This window comes from Roseofilum sp. KMC-1 (genome assembly GCF_057802075.1).
On the sequence record NZ_CM173605.1, the window covers coordinates 1,317,357 to 1,343,547 of the forward strand.

The 26,191-nt window shown below is 46.0% G+C and carries 25 protein-coding genes; 12 read left to right on the top strand and 13 right to left on the bottom strand.

Annotated elements, in window-relative coordinates; genetic code table 11:
- Positions 1-174 precede the first annotated feature (174 nt).
- Positions 175-510 carry a DUF2808 domain-containing protein gene (locus AC3FZD_RS06235; protein ID WP_488739298.1) on the bottom strand — a complete coding sequence of 112 codons (336 nt, stop codon included), beginning with the start codon at positions 508-510 and terminating at the stop codon, positions 175-177.
- 255 nt (positions 511-765) lie between these two features.
- On the opposite strand from AC3FZD_RS06235, the gene AC3FZD_RS06240 reads away from it, so the two are divergent.
- The 3 genes from AC3FZD_RS06240 (at position 766) to AC3FZD_RS06250 (ending at position 2,535) form a co-directional block, all read left to right on the top strand.
- Positions 766-1,275: a DUF4149 domain-containing protein gene (locus tag AC3FZD_RS06240; RefSeq protein WP_488739299.1), complete on the top strand. Its 510-nt coding sequence runs from the start codon at positions 766-768 to the stop codon at positions 1,273-1,275.
- A gap of 98 nt (positions 1,276-1,373) precedes the next feature.
- A complete protein-coding gene (locus tag AC3FZD_RS06245) occupies positions 1,374-2,018 on the top strand; it encodes a bifunctional 4-hydroxy-2-oxoglutarate aldolase/2-dehydro-3-deoxy-phosphogluconate aldolase (protein ID WP_488739300.1) in 645 nt (214 codons plus the stop codon).
- Between the two features lie 46 nt (positions 2,019-2,064).
- A complete protein-coding gene (locus tag AC3FZD_RS06250) occupies positions 2,065-2,535 on the top strand; it encodes a L,D-transpeptidase (protein ID WP_488739301.1) in 471 nt (156 codons plus the stop codon).
- A 121-nt stretch (positions 2,536-2,656) separates the two neighbouring features.
- On the opposite strand, the gene AC3FZD_RS06255 is transcribed toward AC3FZD_RS06250, so the two are convergent.
- The 8 genes from AC3FZD_RS06255 to AC3FZD_RS06290 form a co-directional block, all read right to left on the bottom strand.
- Positions 2,657-2,845 carry a hypothetical protein gene (locus tag AC3FZD_RS06255; RefSeq protein WP_488739302.1) on the bottom strand — a complete coding sequence of 63 codons (189 nt, stop codon included), beginning with the start codon at positions 2,843-2,845 and terminating at the stop codon, positions 2,657-2,659.
- Between the two features lie 40 nt (positions 2,846-2,885).
- Positions 2,886-4,004, bottom strand: coding sequence for a hybrid sensor histidine kinase/response regulator (locus tag AC3FZD_RS06260; protein WP_488739303.1), 1,119 nt, complete (start codon positions 4,002-4,004; stop codon positions 2,886-2,888).
- 11 nt (positions 4,005-4,015) lie between these two features.
- Positions 4,016-5,872: a sensor histidine kinase gene (locus AC3FZD_RS06265; protein WP_488739304.1), complete on the bottom strand. Its 1,857-nt coding sequence runs from the start codon at positions 5,870-5,872 to the stop codon at positions 4,016-4,018.
- A complete protein-coding gene (locus tag AC3FZD_RS06270; RefSeq protein ID WP_488739305.1) occupies positions 5,869-7,101 on the bottom strand; it encodes a BaiN/RdsA family NAD(P)/FAD-dependent oxidoreductase in 1,233 nt (410 codons plus the stop codon). Before AC3FZD_RS06270 ends, AC3FZD_RS06265 begins: the two co-directional genes overlap by 4 nt.
- The gene (rd, locus tag AC3FZD_RS06275; protein WP_488739306.1) at positions 7,101-7,262 is read right to left on the bottom strand and encodes a rubredoxin; all 162 of its coding nucleotides are present in this window, start codon (positions 7,260-7,262) and stop codon (positions 7,101-7,103) included. Before rd ends, AC3FZD_RS06270 begins: the two co-directional genes overlap by 1 nt.
- 34 nt (positions 7,263-7,296) lie before the next feature.
- Positions 7,297-8,484 (bottom strand): TRC40/GET3/ArsA family transport-energizing ATPase, encoded by a 1,188-nt coding sequence (locus AC3FZD_RS06280; RefSeq protein WP_488739307.1) that lies wholly within the window; start codon positions 8,482-8,484, stop codon positions 7,297-7,299.
- Between the two features lie 96 nt (positions 8,485-8,580).
- Positions 8,581-8,955: a C6orf136 family protein gene (locus AC3FZD_RS06285; RefSeq protein WP_488740281.1), complete on the bottom strand. Its 375-nt coding sequence runs from the start codon at positions 8,953-8,955 to the stop codon at positions 8,581-8,583.
- Positions 8,956-8,976: 21 nt separating this feature from the next.
- Positions 8,977-10,524 (bottom strand): CPBP family glutamic-type intramembrane protease, encoded by a 1,548-nt coding sequence (locus AC3FZD_RS06290; RefSeq protein ID WP_488739308.1) that lies wholly within the window; start codon positions 10,522-10,524, stop codon positions 8,977-8,979.
- 111 nt (positions 10,525-10,635) lie between these two features.
- On the opposite strand from AC3FZD_RS06290, the gene AC3FZD_RS06295 reads away from it, so the two are divergent.
- Positions 10,636-11,547, top strand: coding sequence for an AAA family ATPase (locus AC3FZD_RS06295; protein WP_488739309.1), 912 nt, complete (start codon positions 10,636-10,638; stop codon positions 11,545-11,547).
- 99 nt (positions 11,548-11,646) lie between these two features.
- Here AC3FZD_RS06295 and AC3FZD_RS06300 read toward each other — a convergent pair whose 3' ends face one another.
- Positions 11,647-12,369 (bottom strand): hypothetical protein, encoded by a 723-nt coding sequence (locus AC3FZD_RS06300; protein ID WP_488739310.1) that lies wholly within the window; start codon positions 12,367-12,369, stop codon positions 11,647-11,649.
- A 275-nt stretch (positions 12,370-12,644) separates the two neighbouring features.
- Between AC3FZD_RS06300 and AC3FZD_RS06305 the strand changes: the two genes are divergently transcribed.
- From AC3FZD_RS06305 to AC3FZD_RS06315, 3 genes are all read left to right on the top strand, one after another.
- Positions 12,645-15,248 (top strand): CHAT domain-containing tetratricopeptide repeat protein, encoded by a 2,604-nt coding sequence (locus tag AC3FZD_RS06305; RefSeq protein WP_488739311.1) that lies wholly within the window; start codon positions 12,645-12,647, stop codon positions 15,246-15,248.
- Positions 15,249-15,442: 194 nt separating this feature from the next.
- A complete protein-coding gene (gene glmS, locus AC3FZD_RS06310) occupies positions 15,443-17,362 on the top strand; it encodes a glutamine--fructose-6-phosphate transaminase (isomerizing) (protein WP_488739312.1) in 1,920 nt (639 codons plus the stop codon).
- 228 nt (positions 17,363-17,590) lie between these two features.
- Positions 17,591-17,806, top strand: coding sequence for a DUF4327 family protein (locus AC3FZD_RS06315; RefSeq protein WP_488739313.1), 216 nt, complete (start codon positions 17,591-17,593; stop codon positions 17,804-17,806).
- Positions 17,807-17,913: 107 nt separating this feature from the next.
- Here AC3FZD_RS06315 and AC3FZD_RS06320 read toward each other — a convergent pair whose 3' ends face one another.
- Positions 17,914-19,146, bottom strand: a complete 1,233-nt coding sequence (locus AC3FZD_RS06320; RefSeq protein WP_488740282.1) for a protein kinase domain-containing protein — start codon at positions 19,144-19,146, stop codon at positions 17,914-17,916.
- 40 nt (positions 19,147-19,186) lie between these two features.
- On the bottom strand, positions 19,187-20,761 hold the full coding sequence (locus AC3FZD_RS06325; RefSeq protein WP_488739314.1) for a serine/threonine phosphatase: 1,575 nt from the start codon (positions 20,759-20,761) through the stop codon (positions 19,187-19,189).
- 444 nt (positions 20,762-21,205) lie between these two features.
- Here AC3FZD_RS06325 and AC3FZD_RS06330 point away from each other — a divergent pair, with 444 nt between their 5' ends.
- The 5 genes from AC3FZD_RS06330 to AC3FZD_RS06350 all read left to right on the top strand — a co-directional run bounded on the left by AC3FZD_RS06330 (position 21,206) and on the right by AC3FZD_RS06350 (position 24,203).
- A complete protein-coding gene (locus tag AC3FZD_RS06330; RefSeq protein ID WP_488739315.1) occupies positions 21,206-22,186 on the top strand; it encodes a DMT family transporter in 981 nt (326 codons plus the stop codon).
- Positions 22,187-22,283: 97 nt separating this feature from the next.
- Positions 22,284-22,958, top strand: a complete 675-nt coding sequence (locus AC3FZD_RS06335; protein ID WP_488739316.1) for a response regulator transcription factor — start codon at positions 22,284-22,286, stop codon at positions 22,956-22,958.
- A 5-nt stretch (positions 22,959-22,963) separates the two neighbouring features.
- Complete coding sequence (locus AC3FZD_RS06340; RefSeq protein WP_488739317.1) at positions 22,964-23,221, top strand: hypothetical protein; 258 nt, start codon at positions 22,964-22,966, stop codon at positions 23,219-23,221.
- The gene (locus tag AC3FZD_RS06345) at positions 23,197-23,403 is read left to right on the top strand and encodes a hypothetical protein (protein ID WP_488740283.1); all 207 of its coding nucleotides are present in this window, start codon (positions 23,197-23,199) and stop codon (positions 23,401-23,403) included. Before AC3FZD_RS06340 ends, AC3FZD_RS06345 begins: the two co-directional genes overlap by 25 nt.
- The gene (locus AC3FZD_RS06350; protein WP_488739318.1) at positions 23,376-24,203 is read left to right on the top strand and encodes a metallophosphoesterase; all 828 of its coding nucleotides are present in this window, start codon (positions 23,376-23,378) and stop codon (positions 24,201-24,203) included. The genes AC3FZD_RS06345 and AC3FZD_RS06350 overlap by 28 nt, the downstream gene beginning before the upstream one ends.
- A 244-nt stretch (positions 24,204-24,447) precedes the next feature.
- Here the strand turns inward: AC3FZD_RS06350 and AC3FZD_RS06355 are convergent, their stop codons facing one another.
- Entirely contained in the window at positions 24,448-26,172 is a 1,725-nt protein-coding gene (locus AC3FZD_RS06355) for an Rqc2 family fibronectin-binding protein (RefSeq protein ID WP_488739319.1), read from the bottom strand.
- Positions 26,173-26,191: the final 19 nt, after the last annotated feature.

The following is a 26,191-nucleotide window of genomic DNA, read 5'->3' on the forward strand; positions in this document are numbered from 1 at the left end:
AAGCTCTTCCATATTCTTCTATCATGATTGAATTTTGCCGAAAATGCACAAGTTAGGCTTGATTGTTAAAGAAATGTTAACAAATGGCTAGATCGATAGGGATGGCAGCCTAGAGTCGTAGGAAGTTATACCTGATGAGTTGAGTAGGGTGCGTTAATAACGTACCTTACTCAACTAAAAATAGGGATCGTAGAAGTGCAGTCTGCCAAATCCGAGAAAGGCTTTTTGGGGTTTTTCTCCTTGGGGAAATGCGGTTACGCTAAATAAATATACGCCAGTGGTATTGGGATTTCTGACAGGATATAAGCCCAGGGTAAAGGTGGTTCCGGGGGGAATGGCTTCTTCTAAGGTGAGGGTAAGGGTGCGATCGCTATTCGTTACTGTTTCTATGGTAAAAGATTTGCCTCTATTTCGGCGATCGCCAGCAAAAACTTTTGTCCGTTCCAGCTCATACCGAGGAACATCAAAGCCTTCAGTTTGAGCAATTTCTACTATCTTGAGCGGTTCCATTACCCTCGCTATAAGATTTCTATTGGCTAAGGATACTACGGAGTAAGATAGTAGTACAAGGATTTGACTTCCTCCATCGGAGTGATTTCTACACCTTTTTTCTAGATTCTTTACATTTCTCAATGTTAATTGAAGTCAATCCTCGAAAAATCGTTAACCCGATCGATATGGATATAAATAAATATTGCACTCTGGTACAACTGGGGCCAAAGTTCGGTACAACATAAAAGTAGAGAGTGTAAGAGAGAAACGAAAATGGCAACTCTATCTGGAAGCAATGAAAAACACCTGAACTGGCAACAAATTCTCCTAGGCGCTCTAGGGTTTTGGCTAAGTGCTACTCTAATCGTCGATCTGGTAATTATGCCCATTTTATATAGTGCCGGAATGATGGCTCAACCGGGATTTGCATCGGCAGGCTATTCTATCTTTTGGGTGTTTAACCGTGTAGAAATTATCTGCGCTGCCTTAACCTTAACTGGCTTACTCGTTTTAGAAAATCAACATCAACTCTCGGAAGTAAAACGCCATACTGCTATTATTCTATCAATCATTTTATTAGCGGTTGCTTTAGTTGATACCTATGGCTTAACCCCTCAAATGAGCGCTATGGGGCTAAATTTAACCTTCTTTGAAACCGGGCGATCGCTGCCCTCAGCTATGATGCCCATGCAAATGGGATATTGGACACTAGAAGTGTTAAAAGTAGTCGGTTGTGGTGTAATTCTCCAAATCTGTAGTCCTTGGAATCCTGCCAACAACTAAACCGAAAACGGCTTAATTCAAGTTTTCCAACCCATTACTCAGTTACAAGGTCTTTAAAATGGCCTTGTTTATTTTTTTGTCTATTTAATATATAGATTATGTGCAAGCAACGGTGGTTAGACTTATTAAGGAAGTATCGGGCGATCGCCGTTATCCGTTCTCCCGATCTCAAACTAGGAATGCAACTCGCTCAGGCAGTCGCTCAGGGAGGAATGGGTTTAATTGAGATTACCTGGAATAGCGATCGCCCCGCCGATCTGATCGCTTTACTGCACCAACAGCTCCCCCACTGCACCATCGGTGCAGGAACCCTACTCACTAGCGAGCAGGTGCAAGAGGCGATCGCCTGCGGGGCAGAATTTTTATTTTCTCCCCATACCCATCCTACTCTGATCGAACAAGCCATCCAAGCGAATATTCCCATCATTCCTGGCGCTCTCACCCCCACAGAAATAGTCACCGCTTGGCAGACGGGAGCCAGTAGCGTCAAAGTTTTTCCCATTCAAGCCGTTGGCGGAAGCGACTATGTTAAAAGCTTACAAGGCCCTTTAGGCCATATTCCCCTAATTCCCACCGGAGGCGTTACCCTAGACAATGCCCCAGATCTGATTAAAGCCGGGGCGATCGCCGTCGGATTATCCAGCCAACTCTTTCCCCCATCCCTAGTCAAAGCCAAAAATTGGCCGGCGATCGCCGAAACCAGCCGCCGACTTCTCCTAAAATTAGCCATGGATGCTCCCTAGTATTTAATGCTTTCATGGAAATATCGATCTCCTCTGCATCAGCCCTATGAGAGCCACTATCCCTATCCTCACCCTAATGATTCTGGGAGCGCAGGATATCCAACCCCCTCCCACCTTCGCCCAAACCCCAACCCCAGAAGAGCGGATTCAAACCCTGAAAAACTCCAGCCAACGCTGGATCGAAGTCAATGTTGCTACCCAGCGTCTCACCGCTTGGGAAGGCTCCATTCCCATCTACAGCGTCATTATTTCTACCGGCAAAGCCTACCATGAAACCCCTAGGGGCAGCTTTATCATCCAATCTAAACATGAAGTCGCCCGAATGCAAGGTCAAGATTATGACGTGCCCGATGTTCCCTATACCATGTACTATTCCGGTAACTATGCCATCCATGGAGCCTACTGGCACAACCAATTTGGTACACCCGTTAGTCATGGCTGCGTGAATGTCGCCGTCGATCATGCCCAATGGCTCTTTAACTGGACAGCCTTGGGAACCCCTGTCATTGTTAGATAATGGGGGAGTGGAGAGAGAACTTTATCCCTTTTTTCAAAAGTTAACTTTTAATAATAGGATAAAAACTCCCTATCCCCCACTGACAACCTGAACTCTCACCCGTACCCAATCCCCAAAAAGCTTAATTTTTACCTGAATTAGCCTTGGGATGAGTCAGGTGGCTAGGGCGTTCTGAACTCCACTGTTGGCGTAAACGACGCAGTTTTTGGCTTTCCGCTTGTACAGAATGAATCTGAGCTTGCCAATTATATTCCCCACCAATAAACACAGAGGGAAGATGCATCAGGTCTCGGTCTTCAAATAGACTCATAACTACCTACTCACTTAGAATCACTATCGAGTTTAGTCTATCAAGATTTCTCAACTTCCGGTAGTATCGGTAAGAAAAGATGGATCGTTGTTCCTTGATTGAGAGAACTATCAATCCTGAATTTTCCGTCATATAAATCCACCAATTCCTTGACAATTGATAACCCTAATCCAGAACCTTGTTGTTCATATATTTTACGATCGAATTGCTGATAGGCTCCTAAATTAGCAATCTGTTCTGCACTCATTCCCCGTCCGCGATCGCTAATGGATAAATGATAAAAGTCACCCTCTATTTCACTGGAAATTATAATCTCAGTTCCCGGATCTGAAAACTTAAAGGCATTATCTAACAATTCTTCCAATAGTTTAATCAAACTTTGTCGATCCATCCGCAAATCAGCATCTTTAAGGTTTAATCTCAAATCATCAACACGGGGTATAGACTGTTTTTTAGAAAAATTTACACTTAATTCTTTGATCGTAATACCGACATACTCTATCGAAGAATTCTTCAATGTATACAACCGTTGAGGGTTACTTTTAATTAACTGCAAATCAGCATAAAGTAAAAAGTTTATAATTAATCGATGCAGCCGTTTTGCAGAAACATTAATATTACCTAAAAGTTCTAATATTTCTGGATTCTCCAAACTCTCAAAGTCGTGCTGTAAAAGTTCAGAGGAAACTAAAATTCCATTCAAGGGCGTGCGGAGTTCATGGGGTAAAGACAGAGAAATACTATGACGCAGTTCATCCAGTTTTATTTCTGCTTTTTCGGCTTGAATTTCTTGCTTTTTCAATCGAGTTGTAATAGCACTTAACAACTCGGTACGCATAAAGGGTTTAGTAATATAATCATCTGCCCCCAATTCCATCCCTTGACGCTGATCAAATTTAGTTGATTTTGCAGTTAGAAAAATAAAGGGAATGGTTGCTGTTTGCGGTTGACTTTGTAGTTCTTTTAAAACACCATATCCATCTAATTCTGGCATCATTACATCACAAATAATCAAGTCAGGAAGATAGGTGATTGCCAAATCAACCCCCTGACGACCCTGTTCTGCACCAATAGCCCAATACTGTTCTGCTTCTAACACATCTAATATAATGTCCCGAACATCTGGATCGTCTTCAATAACCAGTATTTTTTTCATCATATAAAGTATCCTTAATGATATAAGGGCAGAGTGACTGAAAATAAGCTTCCTTTGCCTGGCAAGCTTTCTACCGTAATCTGACCTTGTTGGATATCCACTGCTTTTTTAACAATGGCCAAGCCTAACCCTGTACCGGGCAAATTGTCTACATTTTTACCGCGATGAAAGGATTGAAATAAATATTCACGGTCTTCTTCTAGTATGCCAATGCCACTATCTTGAATTTGAAAACAAACCTTGTGGGCATTATACTCTATCATAAACCTGATTTCACCTCCCTGGGGAGAATATTTAATCGCATTAGAAAGTAAGTTTTCTAAAATCTGTCTTAATAAGCTCTCATCCAGATAAACCTCTATTGGTTCATCTGCTCCCTGATTTAAGAATTTTAGATCGTGTTTGGGGCTGAGATTGGTTTTCATTTCTTCGATCAAATTCCGGCAAAAACTTTCTAAATTAATTTTATGGGGATTGACCATCATTAGGTTAGATTCTACTTTTCCCATAATCAAAATATTACTCAATAAAACATTTAAGTGATTGACGGTCATTTGAATGCGTTTCAAGTATTTTAAGCGCTTAGAGATATCCCACTGATCTTGGTAATGCTCCAAGGCTTCCGCCGAAGCTAAAATGCTAGTTAAGGGAGTGCGAAATTCATGGGAAGCCATAGAAATAAACCGAGATTTTAACTGACTTAACTCTTTTTCTCGTTCCCAGTTTTTTCGCATTTCTTCTTCAAGGATTTTGCGGCGAGTAATCTCTTCTACTGTGCCTTCATAGGCAATAATTTCTCCTCGATCGTTGGTGATAACTCTGGCATTTTCACAAATCCAAATCCTTTGGCGATCGCGGCGATAAATTTGAGATTCAAAACCAATGACTTCACCCTGATCGTGGATCAGCTCCATGAACTCTTGACGGCGATTGGGATCGATGTAAATTTGGCTAATATCTGTTAAAGTATCGATCAACTCCTCTGGAGAATCATAGCCATAAATGCGGGCTAAACTCGGATTAACACTGAGATAATGCCCGTCTGGAGACGATTGAAAAATACCCTCGATCGCATTCTCAAAAATACTCCGATATTGGCGCTCGGCTTTCTCCAGTTCTTGATAGGCGATTTCTAGTTGGCGGCGGCTCTTAAATTCAGATTGTTGCAGCCGTTCATAAAGATATACAGAAAAATTACAAATCAAGCAAACCCAAAACAGGGTTAACAGGAGGGAGACTTGTAGGGAGGAATCTAGCAGTGAAAATATAGAAGCCTGCTGATCTATGGAGTAAAACAGGTAATAAAAGCCAACGGTTACTCCTTGGGCTAATAAATGTAGCCACCAACGAACAGAAATTAAGGTCGCTTGGGTAAAAAAGGCAATAATTAATCCTAAAAAACTGACTTCAAAGACGGAATTGAGGGTATGGGAGACTACGGGAAGTAGGGTAAGAGACCAGGAAAACAGCAGAAATAAGATATTGAGATGGCTGTTGCGGGAGGCTAAGGGGAGTAGATATAAACTGGTTAACAGACTAAAAGCGATCGCCACTTGAGTCCAGAACTGATGATCCCATAAGGGTTCTTTCAGTTGCCAAAAGCGAATGCTATTGAGAGCAATCAGACTGAGGATAAACCCTAATGCGATCCACAGAGCCAACTGCAAGCGTACTTTCATAAACTGCTGTTGCCATTGCTGATAACGAGAGGTAGTTGGAGGGTTAAGCCAGTCCCATAGAGGGTTTAATTGACTTGAGGAAGGTAAGAGATGGGATAACTTGGGGATCATGCCATAGAAAAAAGGGAAGACTTGAGGGACAAAACTGGGTACAATCCTAGGATCTGCGATCGCTGCCCTCGATAATATCAAATCCGGTGAAATACTCCTTGTCCTGCTAACCAGCCCGTTGTCCAAGCATTTTGGAAGTTAAATCCGCCGGTAATGCCGTCGATATCTAGAATTTCACCAGCAAAATGTAAGCCGGGACAACACTGACTTTCTAAGGTTTTAAAGTTGACTTCTTTGAGGGGAATGCCACCACAGGTGACAAATTCTTCTTTAAAAACGCCTTTGCCACTAATGGGATAGGGATCTTGAGTCAGCACTTGCAGGAGTTGATTGAGTTGTGTTTTAGAAAATTGTGCCCACTGAAGGCGATCGCCAATCCCCACTTTCTCCAGTAAATATTGCCACAAACGACGAGGAATCGGTACAGGACAATTCGCCCATAGAGTTTTCACGCCTAACTGAGATTTCACCTTGATCAGCAACTGTCTCAGGTCATCGGGTTTGGATTGGGGTAGCCAGTTGATCCTCAATGGAGTTTGATACTCAGTTCGTTTAAGTTCTCTTGCTCCCCAAGCGGAGAGCTTCAAAATGGCCGGGCCGCTGAATCCCCAATGGGTGATTAAAACAGGGCCGGTTTGGCTTAATTTCAGGTCGGGTAATTCGACTCGCGCTTCGGTGACGGAAATTCCGCTTAACTCCCGCAGAGCAGAATCATTAATTTTGAACGTAAAGAGGGAAGGAACAGGAGGAACCAGGGTATGGCCGAGACGTTGAGCAAGCTGGTATCCGCTTGGATGGCTTCCTGTTGCCAGTAAAAGGCGATCGCCTCTCATTTCCACTAACTCTTGACCTGACTTCACCTGTACTCGAAACTGGCGATCCTCGGTATTCACGCCTAAAACGGGCGATCGCGTGTGTATCTCCACACCTAAATTGATAGCCGCTTGAATTAAACAATCGGCGATCGTGCGAGCATCATCAGTTACCGGGAACATGCGCCCATCGGACTCAGTTTTTAAGGAAACCCCATGGGACTCAAACCAGGCGATTGTATCCCTCGGTTGAAACCGAGTAAACGCCCCCCGCAACGCCTTCGCCCCCCTAGGATAAGACTGCACCAAGGTAGCCGGATCGAAGCAAGCATGGGTGACATTACACCGCCCTCCCCCAGAAACCAGCACCTTAGATAACAGGGTTTTTCCCGCTTCCAGGAGGATCACCTCCCGTTGGGGGTTTGCGGTTTTGCAGGATATGGCTGCAAAAAAACCAGCCGCCCCCCCTCCAACAATCAAGATGCCATCATTAACCATTAATCTTCTACTTCAAAATCCTCTTTACCCACGCCACAAACCGGACAAAGCCAATCATCCGGGATATCTTCAAAGGCTGTCCCTGGTGCTATCCCACTGTCAGGATCTCCGGCTTCCGGATCGTAGACATACCCGCAAACATTGCAAACATATTTTTTCATAAACCCCCCTTGAGGATCGATAACGATCCCGATTTTAAGCTTTAGCTATCTCGGTAAACCGAATCTTAAGATAATCTTCCTCCATTTTCGCCCCAGAAGGCTTCAGAGCTGCCAAAGATTGGGGTAAAACTAAATTGCGTCGATGATTACCAATCCGTACATTCAATTCATCCCCCGTTTTATTGAGCTGAATTTGGTCTTTGGGAATGCCCGGTAAATATAGCTCTAAGCTATAGTGATCCTTATTTTGGATCACCCGAATCGTATTTTCTTCGTAATAAACTTGGGTGGGGTCTTCATCTTTATAAAGGGTTTCCTTCAAGCGCTCCAGGGACTCTAACCCACACATCTCATCGGAAAATAGAGGGACTTCTTTGACCGGCAGGGGGCTAAAGTTATTATGAATTTCTTGGCGGTATTCCTGTTGATGAGCTTTCCAGCGTTGGAAGAAGGGATCGTTGACTTCATCGGGAATAATCCGATTAGCCACCACCATATCAGTAGAAACATTATACAAACTCAAATAGGCATGGGCGCGTAAGGATTCCTTAATCACCATTTTCTCTGGATTGGTCACCAAGCGTACCGAAGTTTGCTTGTTATCCGTTAAAACCCGCTCTAACTCTTCGATTTGTTGATAAAATTCATAGGGCGCATCCATCACTTCTTTATTCGGTAAAGAAAATCCGGCGATGGGCTTAAATAACGGCTCAACTAGGGGTCTCAGCGCCATAGACATGCCCTGCAAGGGCTTATAGAACCGTCTCATATACCATCCTCCGACTTCGGGAATACTCAACAGTCTAAGGGCGGTTCCCGTAGGGGCTGAGTCGATAATCAAGACATCATATTTGCCTTCGTCATAATGGCGCTTCATGCGGACGAGACCGAAAATTTCATCCATTCCTGGCAAAATGGCCAGTTCTTCGGCTTGCACCCCATCCAAACCTCGCGCTTGCAATACTTCGGTAATGTAGCGTTTGACGGCTCCCCAGTTGCCTTCTAGTTCCATGAGCGCATCGAGTTCTGCCCCCCAAAGGTTGGGTTTGACTAATCTGGCTTCATGACCTAATTCCAGATCGAAGCTATCGGCGAGGGAGTGGGCGGGATCGGTACTGAGGACTAGGGTTTTATAGCCCAGTTCTGCACACCGTAGCCCAGTTGCTGCCGCTACGGAGGTTTTACCAACTCCGCCTTTACCGGTCATTAAGATTACACGCATGGAGGGTTTGGCCTTTTCTGAAAATGGGTTTACACTTCTTTACTTTACTCGTTTTTCTCATCCATCGCACCCATTGCCATGCTTCTGGCTCAGTTATCAGGGTAGATGTTGTTTCAAGACCTCTAAGCGGGAAATATCCCAGGTATCAATATGGGAGCAAATTAATCCATCGTCGTTAATTTTCAGTTCGCTCGATCCGGGGATAGAAATACGGGGCTTCCAGGGTAGGGGGGTATTCCAGTGCAATGTCCATCGGGTATGGATGGTGTTTCCCTCTTGCTCGATGTGGTGTAAGTCCATTTTGATGTTCAGGAACCAGCGTTGCATCAAGGATACCATCTGTTGATAGCGATCGCTTCCCCGAAATTCGGTCATTGGATCTTTAAAATAGACATCTTCTGCATAAATACTATAAGTAGGATTGACCGGAAACCGTTCATAGTCTGCTTTGAGAATATCGATAATGTCCATAGTTTTTTGACTCATTACTCATTAAGATAAGCTACTGCCTAGGAGAAATAAACTTAAGAGGGTGTTTCCATTCCACAAACTATGGAGGATAATGGGGGCGAGTAAATTACCGGAACGGGTATAAACAAACCCCATAATTATCCCCAAGGTGGTGAGGGGAATGACTTCGGATAAGCTCAGGTGAGCGATCGCAAAAACCAACCCACTTAAGATAATCGCTAACTCTAGGGGAACATAGCGGGTGAGGGAGGGGAGCAGGAAACCGCGAAACATAATTTCTTCAAATATGGGTGCAGCAACGGATGCGGTAAAGGAGAAACAGGCGATCGCCACCCAATCATTGCCTTGCAGAGCTAAAGGTAAAATAGGATTGCTCCCCCCTTGACCTTGCCATAGGGTTTGATTGATTAAAGAGACCAATAACACGACCGGAATGGCAACCAGAAACCCACCTATTCCCCAAGCCATAGCCGAGAGTTGAAAGTCAAACTTAAACCAGTTTTGCGGTAGGGGACGAAAGGGATTAACCGCTACAGATAAAACCCCTAATGCTCCGGCACTACTAATCAAATAGGACATCAAAATAATAATGGCATCAGCCCGAACTCCACTGCCACGGGTGAAGGAAAAGAGACTGAGGAATTCCCGAAAAATGACCGGGGAAATCAATTGACCAATGAAGAAAAAGCCAGCAACTATGACTAATAAAATGGTGTCCCAATGCCAAGGAACTTCAGACACGCCCTGATTTTGGGCTAACCAAGAGTCTTTGCGTTGAATGAGCCATTGGACTACCATAAATGCTAATAAAGCGGTTCCTAGGAATATGCCCATCGACTGCACCCCAGCCACAATCAGCAGTTTACGAATCCCTTCAAAGGCGATCGCCTGTTGCCGATCTTCTAACTCCTGTAATGCTAACTTTTCACCCTGGACTTGATAAAGTCGAGTCAATGCCTGATACCGGAACCATCCCGATAACTCCAGATCGAGCATTAACGGAGCATCTGAGAGAACCTGGGGCGGATCTTGCCATAACCCGATTAAAATCTCTGCCGTATCTCCAGTTAAAGATTGGGGATTGTCGGCTAGTTTTTGCCAGAGCTGCAAGGCTTCTGGAATCCGATCTGCCTGAGTTTTTAGGAGACCCAAATTGAGATTAATCTTCTCTAAAGACTCCTCAGTAGAGGCGATCGCCCGTTGTAGAGTGATTTCTTGACTGGGATTCGCTACCGGTTGCTGGTTTAACTCGATCAGTTCCTGTTGTGTTTTCTCCAGATGAGTTTGGCTATCTTGGTAAGCGTCTTCATATTGGGCGATCGCCGTTGAAACCGGTTCAATCCCGATCAGCGCTTGGCGCAACGCTCCTTGGGTTCGGGGGTCTAGATTTTCCCCCTTCCATGTAGAAGAATTGAGCATGAGATTGGTCTGATAGAGTTCTAACTGACCTTGAAACTGCGGTTGACTCCAACTGTTATATAAAAAAAGAGTCACCAGACTCAGGGCGATCGCCGTTAAGAACAATAGCCCAATCTGCTTAATCGTCAGAGGTTGCTTTTCAGAGGTCATAGAACACTTCTTGGTGGCAGGGCAAGATCCCATTGTACCGGAGTATTCTAGACTATCCTGGATGGAAAGCAAGCTATCCTAAAAAAATAAACTTGGGGAGTAATAAAGCGGATGAGAGAGCGTATCCAGCAATTAATCGATAACCTAAATCAAGCGATCGTCGGTAAAAGCGATCCAATTCGCCTGGTGCTTGTAGCCCTTTTATCTGGGGGTCATGCCCTTTTAGAAGATGTTCCCGGAGTCGGGAAAACCTTATTGGCTAAATCCTTAGCCCGTTCCATTGAGGGCAAATTTCAACGGATTCAATGTACCCCCGATCTGCTCCCTAGCGATATTACCGGAACCAATATCTGGAACCCCAATACCGGGGAATTTAAGTTCATGCCAGGGCCCATTTTTGCCAATGTCCTGCTCACCGATGAGATTAACCGCGCCACTCCCCGCACCCAGTCCGCCCTCTTAGAAGTGATGGAAGAGCAGCAGGTAACAGTAGACGGCTTTTCCCATACCCTAGAGTCTCCCTTTTTTGTGATTGCCACCCAAAACCCAGTGGAATATCAAGGAACCTTTCCCTTACCCGAAGCGCAAATGGATCGGTTTGCTTTGTCCTTTTCCTTGGGTTATCCCACGGAATCAGAAGAGTTAAAGATGTTGCAACAACATGCAGGGGAAAAAAATGTCGATCGCCTAAAACCCTGTATTTCCCTGCTGGAAGTGCAGACGCTGCAAAAAGAGTGCTTGCAAGTGAAGGTGGAAACTCCTTTACAGCAATATATTGTCGATTTGGTGCGGGCAACCCGTGAAGATGAAGAGATTACCTTGGGAGTGAGTCCTAGGGGAGCGATCGCCCTGCAACGAGCCAGCCAAGCCCTCGCTTTTCTGGAAAATCGCGATTATGTCACCCCCGATGATGTCAAATTTTTAGCTCCCCATGTGCTGTGCCATCGCATGATTCCCGCCGGAGGAAGACAAGGGAGGGTGATTATCGAGCGGTTGCTGCGATCAGTGCCTACAGGGACTTAAAGCCTCGATCCTGGCTGGGGATTGGGCGGGTTCACTTCATTGATCGTAGGTTAAGATCTGGGAGAACCCGCCCCTAAAACATGGATTAAAAATTAATCATTAAAAGGGTAATCGGGGAATACCAGGAATGGGAACCGGGGGTGCAGGAACCGGAATTCCTCCGGCCGTACAAGTAAAGCCTAAACCCCCAAATAATTGTAGACAAACCGAGCGCAGGGCCCCTTCTACCGTCACGGGTATAGTAAAACCCTGGAACAATTCTCCAGCTACCAGTTGAGCGAATTCTTCCGGGGTGATATCTTGAATTCGTCCTAAAATATTACCGACCACAGGTAGTTTTTGACCCGCGCTTAAAATCACCGGTTCAACGGCTTCTAACGCACCCTGGGGAACAACCGAGACTGTACCTTCTAAAACTTTGATATTGCCATTATTTTCGGCATCCATTTCTAGAAGATAGAGCGTTCCTTGAACATTCACTAAAAAACCGGCAATACAGCCATCTACCGGGCCACTCACCAGGAGTTGGCCGCTTTTTACCTCTACACATTGACCGACAGTAACAGAAGAATTGCTACCCAAACGACCCACAGCTCCATTATTAAACTCTAAACCAGCTCTGGCTTCTTGGGTGATCACCGCTTGGCCAAAATCGGCTTTGTCTTCCACTTTGGCGGGGGTTTCTTCGATGAAGACTTCTTCGCTATCTAAAATTTCGTTGACTTCAGCTTGGTTAATTTGAGCCAAGCTCGAAAGGGGAGAAAAAAGAAGGGTTCCACTCGCGAGTAGAGTGCTGAGAACAATACGGGAAATTTTGGACATAGAGTTCATAGATTGATGGTTTTTAAATGTATAAAAAGTATGGTTTTGCCCTCATCCCCCAGCCCCTTCTCCCACGGGAGAAGGGGAATAAGTCCCTTTCCCTGGGGAGAGAGATGTAGGGAGAGGGAATAATGCTATAGATGGACATATAAATTCCTTGCTTTTTCGCGATTATGAGTTTTCGTCATTTAACCCCAACCCATTCCAGACTCAGGATCGCTTGTGTTCTATTGGGGCTACTTTTGGCAATTGGGGGCGAAAAATTTTTCGCCCCTATGCCGTTCACTCCTCACACTCCGTATTCAGAACCTCTAGCCTGGGGGATGGAAAATTCCCCGGAGGCAATGGAGAAGTTCCAAGAAGGTATGCAACAGTATCGCCAGGGAACAGCCACAGGACTGCGGAAGGCGCTGAAGTCTTGGGAAGTGGCGCTCAAGCTTTGGCAAGAGAGCGAAAATACTGCCCAGGAAGTGGTTACCCTCAATTGGATGGGGTTAGCCTACCGCGATTTGGGAGAATTTGACCAAGCATTTTCTCTTTATAACCAGCTTTTGCCGAAAACGGCTAGTAGTCCGCAAACCCAGGCTAGTGTGCTGTTGTCGTTGGCGCAGGTGCATACGAAGTTATCTAACTACCAAGAGGCGTTGGATATGTATAATCAGGCGTTGGGGTTATGGCGGAGTGTCAGTTTTCAAACAGGAGAGGCGGCGACGTTGAATAATATTGGGGTAGTCTATACGGAGTTGGGGGACTACAACCAGGCGCTGGCTACCTATAATCGTGCTTTGGTGTTGGTTAAGGAGCTGGGCAATTCAAAGTCGATCGCGGCGACGTTAAATAATATTGGGGGAACCTATAGCGATTTGGAGCGCTATTCCCAAGCTTTGGTTTACTATCAAGATGCTCTACAACTGTGGCAAGAGGAGGCGGATCTAAGGGGACAGGCGAGTACGTTGAATAATATTGGCTTTGTGTATGCCCAATTAGATCAATTGGATAATGCTTTAGCGACTTATGTGAATGGGCTGCCGTTATGGGAAAAATTGGGAGATCGCGCTGGAAAAGCGAGTACCCTGAATAATCTGGGCTATGTTTATGCTCAACAAGGCCATTTAGAGTTAGCCCTAACCCACTATAATCAGGCTCTGGAGTTGCGGCGACAGGTGGGCGATCGCCCCAAGGAAGCCCTAACGCTCTATTTCATTGCCCAAGTGCAGCGCCAACAAGGGGATCTAGAACTCGCTCAAACCACGATAGAAAGTGCCCTGACGCTCCTCGAAGACTTGCGAACTCGTGTGAGTGCCCAGGATCTCAGGAGTACATTTTTTGCCAGCAAGCAAGAGTATTACGAGTTTTATATCGATCTGCTGATGGAGCGTCATCGGAATAACCCGGATCGCGGATATAATGCCAAAGCCTTAGAAGCCAAAGAACGAGCTAGTGGGCGATCGCTTCTTGACTTGCTCGCAGAAGCTAAAATTGACCTGTATACCGGAGTCGATCCGGCACTGGTTCAACAAGAACAATCTCTTAGAGAGCAACTCTCAGCCCTAGAAGAACTTAAACTGAAGCTATTGCGGGACAATTATCAAGCCGATCGAGCTGCCCAACTCGATCGAGAAATAGAAGATTTATTACTGACTTACCGAGATGTTCGCGCTCGTATCCGTGCTACCAGTCCCCACTACGCCAACCTCACCCAGCCCCAACCCCTGAGTGTGGCTCAGATGCAAGAGCAATTGCTCGATAAGGATACGACTCTGGTGACTTATGCTTTGGGAAAAGAGCGCAGCACTGTGTGGGTGCTGAATTCTCAAGGGTTGCATAGTGCCCAACTACCGAGCCGAGAGGCGATCGAAACAGCCGCCGCCAAGTTTCGAGAAGCGGTTATTGCTCCTGCCCTCAGAATTCGCCGACGACAGACAGAGGGGGCAGCCCATATCCTCAGCACGATGATTTTAGACCCCATCGCCCCCTATCTGGAGGGGGAACGGCTGGCTATTATTAGTGATGGGAGCTTACAGTATATTCCTTGGGCGGCGATCGCCGCTCCTGCTTCCGTCAACACCTATACCCCTCTGATCGTTGACTATGAACTCGTCACCCTCCCCAGTGCCTCTAGTCTCGGTCAACTGCGGCAGGATATCGCCCAACGTCAACCTGCCGCCAAAACCTTGGCGATCCTTGCCGATCCGGTGTTTAGTCCTGAAGATAACCGTCTCGATCCTCAAGTTAAACCGCCAAAAGACTTTTTACCGCCAGAATTAGAAAGATCGGCTAGAGAAGCAGGACTCATTTTCGATCGCCTCCCCTTTACCCAACAGGAAGCTGAAGAAATTCTCGCCCTCTTGCCCCCAGAAGAAACAACCCAAGGCTTTGGTTTCCAAGCTTCTAAGGCGATCGCCACCAGTCCCGACATCAGCCAATATCGCATCCTCCACTTTGCCACCCATGGACTGCTCAACAGCATCACCCCGGAACTCTCTGGCTTGGTTCTTTCTCTGCTGAACCCTGAAGGAGAGGCGATCGACGGTTTTCTCCGTCTCCATGATATCTATAACCTCGATCTTCGAGCTGAACTGGTAGTTCTCAGCGCCTGCGAAACCGGATTAGGAAAAGCTATTCGCGGTGAAGGCTTAATTGGACTGACTAGAGGCTTCCTCTATGCGGGGGCTGCACGGACGATCGTCAGTCTTTGGCAAGTGGACGATCGCGCCACCGCCAAACTGATGATTAGCCTGTATCAAAATATGCTGCAAAATCAGCTCTCCCCAGCCGCCGCTCTCCGAGCCGCCCAACTCGAACTTTGGAAGAGCGAAGAATACCAACTCCCCTACCTCTGGGCAGCCTTTACCCTTCAGGGAGAATGGCAACCTTAAAACCTTCTTGTCGATTACCCATTCCCCCTAGGGGCGGGTTATACCCAAATCTAAAACACCCACCCACCCATTCATAATGAACGAATCCTACGAAGAAACTGTTAGCATAAACAGCTAAGGGGAACGGGGTCGTCGAGTTCCCCGTCTACCAGCCCCCAGTTTCGTAATCAATACAACTCGGAGTAATCGATTCAATGTGTGGAATTGTTGGCTACATTGGTACTCAAGAAGCGAAGGATATTCTCCTTTCTGGACTAGAGAAGCTGGAATATCGAGGTTATGATTCGGCAGGCGTGGCCCTGATTTCCGAAGGTGAACTGCACGCCATCAAAGCTAAGGGAAAGTTGTACAATTTGCGCGATAAGCTCAGGGGGGTTGAAGACAAGTCACGGGTGGGAATTGGCCATACCCGATGGGCAACCCATGGTAAACCGGAGGAGTACAACGCCCACCCCCATACTGATAAGCAGGCAACGGTAGCTGTTGTTCAAAATGGAATTGTGGAAAATTATCGCCAGTTGCGGGAGGAACTCAAAGGGAAGGGCCATGAGTTTGTCTCTGATACTGATACAGAGGTGATCCCCCATCTGATTTCTGACTATTTATCCGTAAACCCTCACTCCCTGTTAGAAGCAGTGAGGCAAACGGTCAATCGCTTAGAAGGAGCCTTTGCCATTGCCGTGATTTGCACCCAATCTCCCGATGAATTGATTGTAGTGCGCCAACAAGCTCCCCTGGTGATTGGGTTTGGTCAAGGGGAATTTTTCTGTGCTTCTGATACCCCAGCTCTGGTGGCCCACACCCATATTATTCTGCCCTTAGATAATGGAGAAATAGCTCGCCTGACTCCCTTGGGGGTAGAAGTCTATGATTTTCGGGGAGAGCGACGGGTGAAATATCCCCAAACCTTAAACTGGAATCCGAGTAGTGCGGAAAAACAAGGGTTTCGCCACTTTATGCTCAAAGAAATTTATGAGCAACCGACGGTTCTGCGAACCCAACTCGATGCCTATTTTGACCCCCAATGGCATCCCCAAACCCAGAATAAAACGGGTTCTAGCCCGGTTTCTATGGCTAAATCCTGGGAGAGACCGGTACAACTTAATTTACCCCAGAGTCTGTATGAAAACTTAGAACAGATCCAGATTGTAGCCTGTGGAACGAGTTGGCACGCAGCGTTAGTCGGTAAACATTTGCTGGAACAATGGGGCGGTATTCCCACCTTCGTTCAATATGCGTCCGAGTTTCGCTACTCTCCCCCACCTTTGACGGCGAATACCTTAACCATTGGGGTTACTCAGTCGGGCGAAACGGCGGATACTCTGGCGGCTTTAACGATGGAACAGGAGCGGCGCAAGGCTCATCCTTCTTTGGGGTATCAACCCCGAATGCTGGGGATTACTAATCGGCCGGAAAGTTCGTTGGGTCGTCTCATTCCTTACATTATTAATACTCATGCTAATTTAGAGGTGGGAGTAGCAGCGACGAAAACCTTTAGCGCTCAGGTGATGGCGTTTTATGCTTTGGCGTTGGATTTGGCCGATCGCCGTCAGACCCTCGAACCCCAGATAATTGAGGAGACGATCGAGAAGTTATGGGAATTGCCAGGGCTGATTGAGCGGCTGATTGAGGAGCAGGATCGTTATATTGGGGAGTTGGCCCATCAGTTTAATGAGACGAGGGATTTTATCTTTTTGGGTCGGGGGATTAATTTTCCCATTGCTCTAGAGGGGGCATTGAAGCTTAAGGAGATCAGTTATATTCATGCAGAGGGCTATCCGGCTGGAGAAATGAAACATGGGCCCATTGCCCTGTTGGATGCGAAAGTGCCGGTGGTGGCGATCGCCACTCCAGGGCTACTCTATGAAAAAGTTCTCTCCAACGCCCAAGAAGCTAAAGCCAGAGATGCTCGTCTGATTGGCGTTACCCCTAAAGACTCCCTAGAAGCTCAGGATATTTTCAATGAAATCTTAGCCATTCCCACCATTGATGAGTTTCTCTCCCCCCTAGTGACGGTGATTCCTCTCCAGTTACTGGCCTATCATATTGCTGCTCTTAGGGGTCTTGATGTGGATCAACCCCGCAATCTGGCTAAGTCGGTGACGGTAGAGTAGATAGGGAAGATTGCCTTTTGCCTTAACGGTTGACTGATAAAAAAATCTTTTCTATGCAAGTCTTCCTTTTCCTAGAGGGTTATGCTATTGTGAGGAAGTAACAAGAAAGATGGTTCCTAGCTGTTCTTGTTCTCTAATTCTGCAGAATCCTCACGAGAACTCCCACTCACCACTAGGAAAGTACACATAGAAAAGATTTGACAAACTTCAAATATGAATCAAGGTTGTATGAACCAGCAGGTTATTCACCCAATGTTTAAACTGCAAGCCAAAGTGAAATCATTGGTCGATTCTAATATCCTGAAACCAACAGATGGTATCTGGAAGATGGCCTTTTTGTATGGCGATCGGTGGCAACATTGGAAAAAAGAATTGCAAGCCTACGAGTTCTCTATGCAAGACCCCGTTAGTGAACTCCTCGCTGTAGAAGAATGGGAAGACTAATTCCGGTCTAGGGGTAGAGTTTCACTCATGACAGCCCCTAGATTTTCTCATTCACCTCACTTAAACTCAGATCAAATCCCAATAATCAGTGATAGGAGTTTATGGCTTTACTCCATCAAAGCTGAAAGTGCAGATTCTAAGGCTTGTGCTAATTCCTCAGCACTAGCGAAGCGATCGCGGGGCTTAGGAGCAGTGGTCTTTTCAATCACTTCTCGCAGAGGTGGAGCAATAGCGTCCACAGACTGCAACTCTAAACGATAAGAGAGATCGTGGCGGCGCTTATAAAACTTAAGCGGCTGCTCTCCCGTAACTAAAAAGACTAATGTTGGCCCGATCGCGTATAAATCCGATTGAGTCACCGGTTGTCCCCGATCCTGTTCGGGGGCACTATAACCCTCAGCCCCAATCCTTGTGCCCAAAGGCGTTCCAATCTCCTTCACTGCCCCAAAATCGATCACCACGATCTGACGATCTAAGCGACGGAGCAGCAGATTCGCCGGTTTAATATCCCGATGTACAATGGGAGGGGACTGGCGATGCAAGTAACCCAAAATCTTGCAGGTTTGAATCATCCACTCAATAGCAAGCGGTGCAGAAAATGGCCCCTGCTGATAGAGCAAACGCTCTAAATCCTCACCATGGATTAACTCCATGGCCAAATATTTTTTACCCTCCTCAATAAACGAATCAAAAAAGCGGGGAATTCCGGGATGACTCAACCCCTTGAGGGTGCGAGCTTCCCGATCAAACAGCTCCCTAGCCTTGGGTATACGAGCCAAATCCGAATTCATCTCCTTGAGGACAATTAACCCAGATGAATGATTTTCAGAAGGAGGAGGATAAGCCAGATAAGTCGTACCCATCCCCCCTTGGCCCAAAATTCGCAAAATCTGATAATCCCTCACCTGCTTTTCAATATGCAAAGGTTGACCGCAATGGATACAAAACAGATTATTCGGGGCATTCCCTTCATGGGTGCATCCTGATGTAGTGGGAGGGGGATAAACCGGCTGCTGGGCAAACGTCAGCTCTAAAATCGGCCCTCCAGCCGCTAATTGGATCAGACTCTTATCTTCGACCAGGATTTGGGAAATCGGTTGATGGTTCACCAATGTACCATTTGTACCTCGGTTGATCAGCTTCCAGGCGATTGTCCCATCTGGGCGATCCTTAACGGGTTCTAACTCCAAATGATACCGAGAGACCAAATCATTAGAAAGAACCACCTCATTATCCTGGGCCCGGCCAATGCGAACTTTCCCTTGGGGAGGAAACTCCCAGCTTTGCAGTGGTGTTCCTTCCTTGGGATCTAACAGTGTGAGGGCGATTGTCCCTTGCATCATCGAACCTCAAACAACATCAACGTTCTCGAATCAATAACTAACGGCTCAACCCTCCCAAATTGGGACGTACCTTAGCCCGCACCAGAACCACAGTAATATTGTCATGGCCATTATGTTCATTGGCCAAATCAATTAAATCACCCACTCCCCGTTCCAGATTGGCACGAGAACTCATCAAGGGTTCAATATGCGTCCCCACATGCTTTTCAACCAAATCATTATCCGTGAGTCCATCGGAGCTTAAGAGTAACAGACTATCTTGATTAAGTTCAAAACAATAAATATCTGGCTTGACAAAATCATTATGGCGCGGCCCCAAGGCTTGAGTTAACTGATAGGCATCGGGGCGAGCAAATGCTAATTCCGGTTCTAATCCTCGTTTAATTTCCCGTTGCGCCACATCATGGTCTTGAGTCAGGAGCGTTAATCCCTGTTTACGACTAAACATATATAACCGACTATCGCCCACATGGGCAACGGCCACATGAACATCTTGAATTAAGACCAAAACTAGGGTCGTTCCCATGCGCCCACTTCCGGTACGACTTTGGGACTGATTAATGTCATAGATGGCTTGATTAGCCTGGAATATTCCGGCTTCAATACATTCAGTAGAAGGGAGACGGGAGTCAGAATGGGGTAAGTTAAACCAATGGGTTTGAAAATACTCTTTTAGGGTTTTCACTCCCACCATACTTGCCTGTTCCCCTCCCGCATGGCCCCCCATGCCATCACAGAGAATATACAAACCTTTGGCATGAATAGTACGCCCGGTTTTATCTTCAATGCGTTCTAATTGGGTATGAATGAGAAAACTATCTTCATTGTGGTCTCGCTGCATTCCCTTGTCGGTTACTCCGGCATAATCGAGGCTAAAGAGTTGCATGGGTAATACCACCGTGGGCATATCCTCAAAGGGAGAAATGGGAGGGCTGGGAATTGGGTTGGGAGTGGGGAGATTAAATCCGGAGGGGCTGTAATCGCTATAGTCAATGGGTTGGGTTTTGTCTTGATCGGCTTCTTCTTCGGGATAAAGGGAGGCGAGGCTTTCGGGGGGGTCGAAGTTGGGATCGCCCTGTTCTTCGGCTAAAATTTCTTCTAGGCGATCGCGTACTTGGTCAACGGAGGTCATTTTTTCCGCTTGTAGGTCTTGCAACAGGGACATTAACGATCCGACTTGGGTCATCTCTGACTGCTGAAAGAGTTGTTGCCACAGTTTGCCTAACTCTTTGAGGCTTACTGCTTGTGGGTCTACATCAGGATGTAGGCGTTTGAGACAGAGAATTTCATCTTCATCGAGTAGGAGATTGCCTACTTCTAGGAGGCTTTGACGACAATGGACGGTTTCGAGCTGTTCCCAGAGATCGAGCATTTCATGAAACATGAAGATGATTTGCTCTGAGGGCATATTTTCTTCCCGCCACAGCTCTACTACTTTTCTCCAGTCTGAGCGGTCTTCAAGAACCATAACCGTTTTGTCTTCTGCTTCCACCCAAGATTCTTGTAAGGAGGGGAGACGATGGCGATCCATTTCACCGAGTTTTGATTCTAGGACTCGATAAATCTGGGCTAGTTCGGGAGCGATCACTTGTGCATCTGGTGAGATATCCATAGGGTTCTTTAGGGTTAGTCTTTTGAGTTAGGAGAATTGTTAATGAGTACGTCTGAAGATCCTGGGAATCCAGAATACTGATTTAAGAAGGGATAAGAACAATCATGGGGGTGCTACAACTCGGTGGCAGGTGGCGATAAGGCTGGACATTACTCCTTGCATCTTTCAGAATAGCAGGTTAGATTTCCCCTTGGTGATTTATGGTCTGAGTTTGATGACTCCCTTGGGTGGGGGATCTATAACGAGGGTCAGGAGATCGGCTATCAATTTCCGGACTTCTTTTCCCTGAAAATATCAACCTATGTTTTATTCTGTAACAAATTGCAAAGATCGCGTCCCCTTAGTTCGGTCAAAATCTTAAGATAATTGGAAGAAGAGTTTTAAGTAAAGCTGCTTAATGCCCCTCACCTGACTGCTGTTGCTGCGAGAATAAATCGGCCCCTTATGTCTCATACCCCATCGTTACCGTCGCTCTCACCTCATTTTCCTAAAATTAGTTCTACCGTATCTGCTCTGTTAGCTGTCTTTTTGGCGATCGCCTCTTTGTCATTTGCTGCCATTTTCATTCGCCTGAGTGAACGTGAATTGGGCCCATTTTCCACTATCCTCAATCGGTTTTGGATTGCTTTTTTAGTTTTGGCAGTGATTTATGGCCTAGAACAGTGGACAACTGGGGAGAGGGTAGACACAAAACCGAAGGTTGAACCGATCGATCGACGGGATATTGTTTTGTTAATAAGCGCCGGGGTGATGTTTTGGGGATGTCTGGCGTTTTGGGCTTGGTCGTTAACCCTGACAGGGGTGGCCAACTCTACTATTCTACATAACCTCACTCCTTTGTTTACCACTCTGGGGGCTTGGGTGATTTTCCATGAGTCATTCGATCGTCGCTTTTTAATAGGGTTACTGGTGGCAATGATGGGGGCAGTTGCTCTGGGACTTGATGATTTTCAGCTCGGTACTGAACATTTGAATGGGGATATGGCTGCTTTGTTGTCTGCGGTATTTTCGGCTGCTAATTTGATGTTGATTGAAACCCTACGCAACAAATTCCCCCCTACAGTGATCTTGATGTGGTGTTGTGCTGTTGGTGCAATGCTCTCCTTGCCGGTTGTCTTATTGGCTGAAGACCAATTGTTTCCTATTACCCTATCGGGATGGTTGTCTGTAATTGGGTTGGCTGTCGTTTGCCAAGTCGTGGGACAAGGATTACAAGCTTATAGCCTCAAACGTTTGTCTTCAGGTTTGGTGGGGATTTTTCTGTTACTCGATCCGGTGTTTGCGGCGATTATTGCTTGGATTGTGTTTGCTGAAGGTTTAACTTTAGTCAATAGTCTTGCTTTTGCTACGGTTTTGGGGGGAATTTATCTAGCTAAATCGAGTCAGTATAGCGATCGCATCCTCAGTGAAGATTCGTCTACTTAGGAAGTTTTACTCTATTGACACCTATCGGTAGGGGCGAAAAATTTTCACCTCTACCATAGTATTATAGTGGATTAAGTTCCCGATTAGGTCTAAGGTGATGAGTTCCCATATCCTAGTGATCGAAGATGAAGCAAAACTAGCTCGTTTTGTGGAATTGGAACTGCAATATGAAGGATACCAAGTAACGCTTGCGGGGGATGGCTTGACGGGATTAACCCGCATTCGAGAGTTAAAACCGGATTTGGTGATTTTAGATTGGATGTTGCCGGGCTTAAGTGGGATTGATATTTGTCGCCGTTTACGCCAGACAGGAGAGAATGTTCCTGTAATTTTACTGACTGCTAAGGATGAAGTTGGCGATCGCGTGGCGGGATTAGATGCAGGTGCGGACGATTATCTGGTTAAACCGTTTAATATTGAGGAATTATTGGCTAGAATTCGGGTACAGGTTCGGCGAGTACATAAGTCGGAGCGCGAGTATCTAGCCTTTGAGGATCTGAGTTTAGATCGACGGTCGCGGGAAGTCAAGCGCGGCGATCGGGCGATCGAGTTAACTGCTAAAGAATTTGATTTGTTAGAATATTTAATGATCCATCCCCGGCAAGTTCTCACCCGTGACCAGATTTTAGAACAGGTTTGGGGCTATGATTTTATGGGCGATTCTAATATCATTGAAGTCTATATTCGTTATCTGCGCTTAAAGTTAGAAGCTAATCAGGAGAAACGAATTATTCAAACCGTGCGCGGTGTCGGCTACGTTTTGCGAGAATAAAAAAGATGGAAACCCAGAGCCAACCCTTTGCAAAAATTGATATTTATGGGGGTAAAGATCCAAGGGATATCCCCAACTACTCCATTGGGGATGCTGCTCGCTACCTCAAGATTCCTAGTGCTACTATTCGGTCATGGGTTGTGGGATGTACTTATAAAGTCAAAGATGGCGAAAATACGTTTTCTCCTTATCAGAACCGTTTATCTTTTTTATTGATCGATGTCTGGGAAAAGGTAAAATTGTTGAAGCGCTCAAAGCTGTAGACGCGATCGTGGAAATTCATGACGATCACTTTTCACAAGATGCCCTAGATGTAGAATGGATACCAGACATTGGACAAAGAGGATGGATTGTTCTAAACCTCACTCCTAAAAGTTTGAGTTATCCTAAAAGGAATCTTTTGCACTCAGTAGGCTTATGCACCAAATTTTTTCTGGGCCGCTAACTGTTGAGAATCTAACCTTTACTGTTAACAACCTACCCCCAGAGTTACGAGGAATGAAAATCACCCAGTTATCTGATTTTCATTATGATGGAGTCAAACTTTCTGAAAAATTGTTAGCCGAAGCTATTCGCACTAGCAATAGTGTTAATCCCGATCTGGTCGTTTTAACAGGAGATTTTATCACCTACGATCCTAAGCCAATTCACACCTTAGTTAAACGATTAAAGTTACTCCAAGCTCGTAAAGGGATTTATGCTGTTTTAGGCAATCATGATAGTTACTATGATAGTGTAAAGTCAATCATTATTAAAGCCTTAACAGATACGGGTATTCAGGTCTTATCCAATGAAGTGATTTATCCTCTGGGAAAGGGATTAGCTTTGGTGGGACTGCCTGATTTTTGGTCAGTAGAATTTAATCCTGCTTCGGTATTCAACGATCTCGATCCGCAAGTCCCACGAATTGTGCTTTCCCATCAACCAGATAGTGCGGAAGTTTTACAACAATGGCGCGTGGATTTACAGTTATCTGGTCATACCCACGGGGGACAAATTGTATTACCTGAATTGGGGCCATTAATTGCTTATCAAGAACGAGCAATTATGGCAACACCATCTTGGTTACGGGAATGGATACCTTTACTGCAACGCAAGTGCGATCGCATTGTTAAACATTGGGAATGGTATTCTGGATTTTACCAACTCAATCAGAATCGTCTTTATGTCAATCGGGGATTGGGGACTTATCCCCCTGGGCGATTATTTTGCCCTCCAGAATTAACGGTCATTACCTTAGTTTAACTCAGTTTAGTCAACACAAAAGAGGGATGAGAAAAAACCAGCTAGGTTTTAGCTGGTGTTGAATCGATATCATGAATATCAATTGTCGTTTCCGAAAATCCTAACTGCGCGTTCCCACAACACGAGGAGGATTGGTCTCTTTGGTCTCTCTTTACTAATCGTAACAGAGAATCAGATTTTTTTTAATAAAAGTTCATACTTAACGGTTTGTCTTTTGATAACTATTTATAATCAAAGATTGGAGTTATGCTTCGAGTGCTGCCTGCTGGGGACATCCCCAAAGAATGCGCTCATGCTTGTAGATCACCATTCCCGGTTGAGCGCCCTTGGGTTTATACACCGATTTCGGCTCTGTGTAAATCACGGGCACTTGCTTACTGTGCCGTCCTTGGCTATAGTGGGCCGCTAGATTGGCCGCAAACTGGAGGTCTTCGGGATCGGGAACCTGCCCCGGATCGACTCTCAGTAAGACATGACTGCCGGGAATTTCCTGGGTATGGAACCAGAGATCGTAAGCTCCCGCAAGTCTAAAGGTTAAGCGATCGTTTTGGCGATTATTGCGACCGACGAGAACTTCAAACCCGCTAGGGGTTTTGTAGCGATGGGGTTGGGAGTTGGTGCGACTTCGTTGATAGTCGGATGCTGGAGAGTCTAAATACTTCTGTTCAATTAATTCGTCGCGCACTTCTTCAAGGGTGGATAAATCTTCTGGTGTTCCATATTCAGCCAGTTGCAATAGGTTGTTTTCCACTTGTTCGAGATAGCGCTGTTCGGTTTCGACTGCTTCTAAGAGGGGTTGAACGGCAAGTTGAGAGCGCTTGAGTTTTTGGTGTTTTTTGTAGAGTGCTTGGGCATTTTGTACGCCATTTTTTTCGGGGTTGAGGGGAATTTTAATCGGTTTTCCGGTTTCAAAATCTGCGAGTTCGATCGCCTGCATTCCCGGTTGCCATTCATACAAGTGGGCCATTAATAAATCGGCTAAATAGCGATAGCGATCGGCATCCTGGGACTGGTTTAAGCGTTCTCGGAAGAGGAGCGCTTTTTGATGGAGCTTGCCTAAGTGCGATCGCACTTTTTGCTGCAATTGATGATGTAATTGACTAAATTCTTGGCGATTAAGCTGATTAGTATAATACTGATTGATTAAATTCTGTACGGAGTCTACTGCTTGCTCCCGATCCCAATTCATTACGGTATAACCCTTTTTTGTCCATCCCGGTGTAAATGTGCCCTGGTGCAAACACTGTAACCAATACTGCCAGCGCTCGTACAAAAGAGACCAATCAGCATCGCTTAAACTATCCGTGGGTTGATGGAGGGCGATCGCCGTTCCCGATAAGAAAGACTCAATCAATCGGGGACTTAACCCCCGATAACTCTGCAATAACTGGCCCTTGAGGGGCCCTGGAATCAGAGCCACCCGCTCCCGAAAAGCACGGAAGGACTCTTCTAAAGTGGGTATCCGATTGGTCAAGGCTGGGGGCTTCACATAGGGTTGTCCGGTTAAAATGGGGCGTACACTCGACTGTTGCTGGCTCACCTGATGAGCAGCAGTAACAATCATATTCTCCTGATTGACCAAAATCACATTACTATACTTCCCCATCACCTCCACGATTAAATGCCAGAGAATCGGATCGCCGGGTCGTTGAGCAAACTGCAAATCAACGGCCCGCTCCCAAGGGGCAATTTCAGCAATAGCAACCAGTGCCAACCCATTGAGTTGATGGCGCAACTGATCGCTAAATGTAAAGGTATCCGGGGCTTTTGGGGGAGGGCTACTCATGGCCAGATGAGCTGCTTGGGAATGCCAACATAACGTTAACCATCCCCGCCCCTGAAGCGTCCGCAGGGCAAGGGATAGCCTGAAGCGATCCTGTTGAAAAACCTGCTCTAAGCGAGCCGGTAAAGAGCGATCGCGCAAATCGGCACAAAGGGCCATCAAAGTCGTAAAATCAACCGGTTGCACAATGAATAATGTTTAACGA

What these genes read in the sequence shown, in the direction of transcription:
- AC3FZD_RS06235 (WP_488739298.1), bottom strand. Translation starts at nt 510, where the DNA reads ATGGAACCGCTCAAGATAGTAGAAATTGCTCAAACTGAAGGCTTTGAT.
- AC3FZD_RS06240 (WP_488739299.1), top strand. Translation starts at nt 766, where the DNA reads ATGGCAACTCTATCTGGAAGCAATGAAAAACACCTGAACTGGCAACAA.
- AC3FZD_RS06245 (WP_488739300.1), top strand. Translation starts at nt 1,374, where the DNA reads ATGTGCAAGCAACGGTGGTTAGACTTATTAAGGAAGTATCGGGCGATC.
- AC3FZD_RS06250 (WP_488739301.1), top strand. Translation starts at nt 2,065, where the DNA reads ATGAGAGCCACTATCCCTATCCTCACCCTAATGATTCTGGGAGCGCAG.
- AC3FZD_RS06255 (WP_488739302.1), bottom strand. Translation starts at nt 2,845, where the DNA reads ATGAGTCTATTTGAAGACCGAGACCTGATGCATCTTCCCTCTGTGTTT.
- AC3FZD_RS06260 (WP_488739303.1), bottom strand. Translation starts at nt 4,004, where the DNA reads ATGATGAAAAAAATACTGGTTATTGAAGACGATCCAGATGTTCGGGAC.
- AC3FZD_RS06270 (WP_488739305.1), bottom strand. Translation starts at nt 7,101, where the DNA reads ATGGTTAATGATGGCATCTTGATTGTTGGAGGGGGGGCGGCTGGTTTT.
- rd (WP_488739306.1), bottom strand. Translation starts at nt 7,262, where the DNA reads ATGAAAAAATATGTTTGCAATGTTTGCGGGTATGTCTACGATCCGGAA.
- AC3FZD_RS06280 (WP_488739307.1), bottom strand. Translation starts at nt 8,484, where the DNA reads ATGCGTGTAATCTTAATGACCGGTAAAGGCGGAGTTGGTAAAACCTCC.
- AC3FZD_RS06285 (WP_488740281.1), bottom strand. Translation starts at nt 8,955, where the DNA reads ATGGACATTATCGATATTCTCAAAGCAGACTATGAACGGTTTCCGGTC.
- AC3FZD_RS06290 (WP_488739308.1), bottom strand. Translation starts at nt 10,524, where the DNA reads ATGACCTCTGAAAAGCAACCTCTGACGATTAAGCAGATTGGGCTATTG.
- AC3FZD_RS06295 (WP_488739309.1), top strand. Translation starts at nt 10,636, where the DNA reads ATGAGAGAGCGTATCCAGCAATTAATCGATAACCTAAATCAAGCGATC.
- AC3FZD_RS06300 (WP_488739310.1), bottom strand. Translation starts at nt 12,369, where the DNA reads ATGTCCAAAATTTCCCGTATTGTTCTCAGCACTCTACTCGCGAGTGGA.
- AC3FZD_RS06305 (WP_488739311.1), top strand. Translation starts at nt 12,645, where the DNA reads ATGCCGTTCACTCCTCACACTCCGTATTCAGAACCTCTAGCCTGGGGG.
- glmS (WP_488739312.1), top strand. Translation starts at nt 15,443, where the DNA reads ATGTGTGGAATTGTTGGCTACATTGGTACTCAAGAAGCGAAGGATATT.
- AC3FZD_RS06315 (WP_488739313.1), top strand. Translation starts at nt 17,591, where the DNA reads ATGAACCAGCAGGTTATTCACCCAATGTTTAAACTGCAAGCCAAAGTG.
- AC3FZD_RS06320 (WP_488740282.1), bottom strand. Translation starts at nt 19,146, where the DNA reads ATGCAAGGGACAATCGCCCTCACACTGTTAGATCCCAAGGAAGGAACA.
- AC3FZD_RS06325 (WP_488739314.1), bottom strand. Translation starts at nt 20,761, where the DNA reads ATGGATATCTCACCAGATGCACAAGTGATCGCTCCCGAACTAGCCCAG.
- AC3FZD_RS06330 (WP_488739315.1), top strand. Translation starts at nt 21,206, where the DNA reads ATGTCTCATACCCCATCGTTACCGTCGCTCTCACCTCATTTTCCTAAA.
- AC3FZD_RS06335 (WP_488739316.1), top strand. Translation starts at nt 22,284, where the DNA reads ATGAGTTCCCATATCCTAGTGATCGAAGATGAAGCAAAACTAGCTCGT.
- AC3FZD_RS06340 (WP_488739317.1), top strand. Translation starts at nt 22,964, where the DNA reads ATGGAAACCCAGAGCCAACCCTTTGCAAAAATTGATATTTATGGGGGT.
- AC3FZD_RS06350 (WP_488739318.1), top strand. Translation starts at nt 23,376, where the DNA reads ATGCACCAAATTTTTTCTGGGCCGCTAACTGTTGAGAATCTAACCTTT.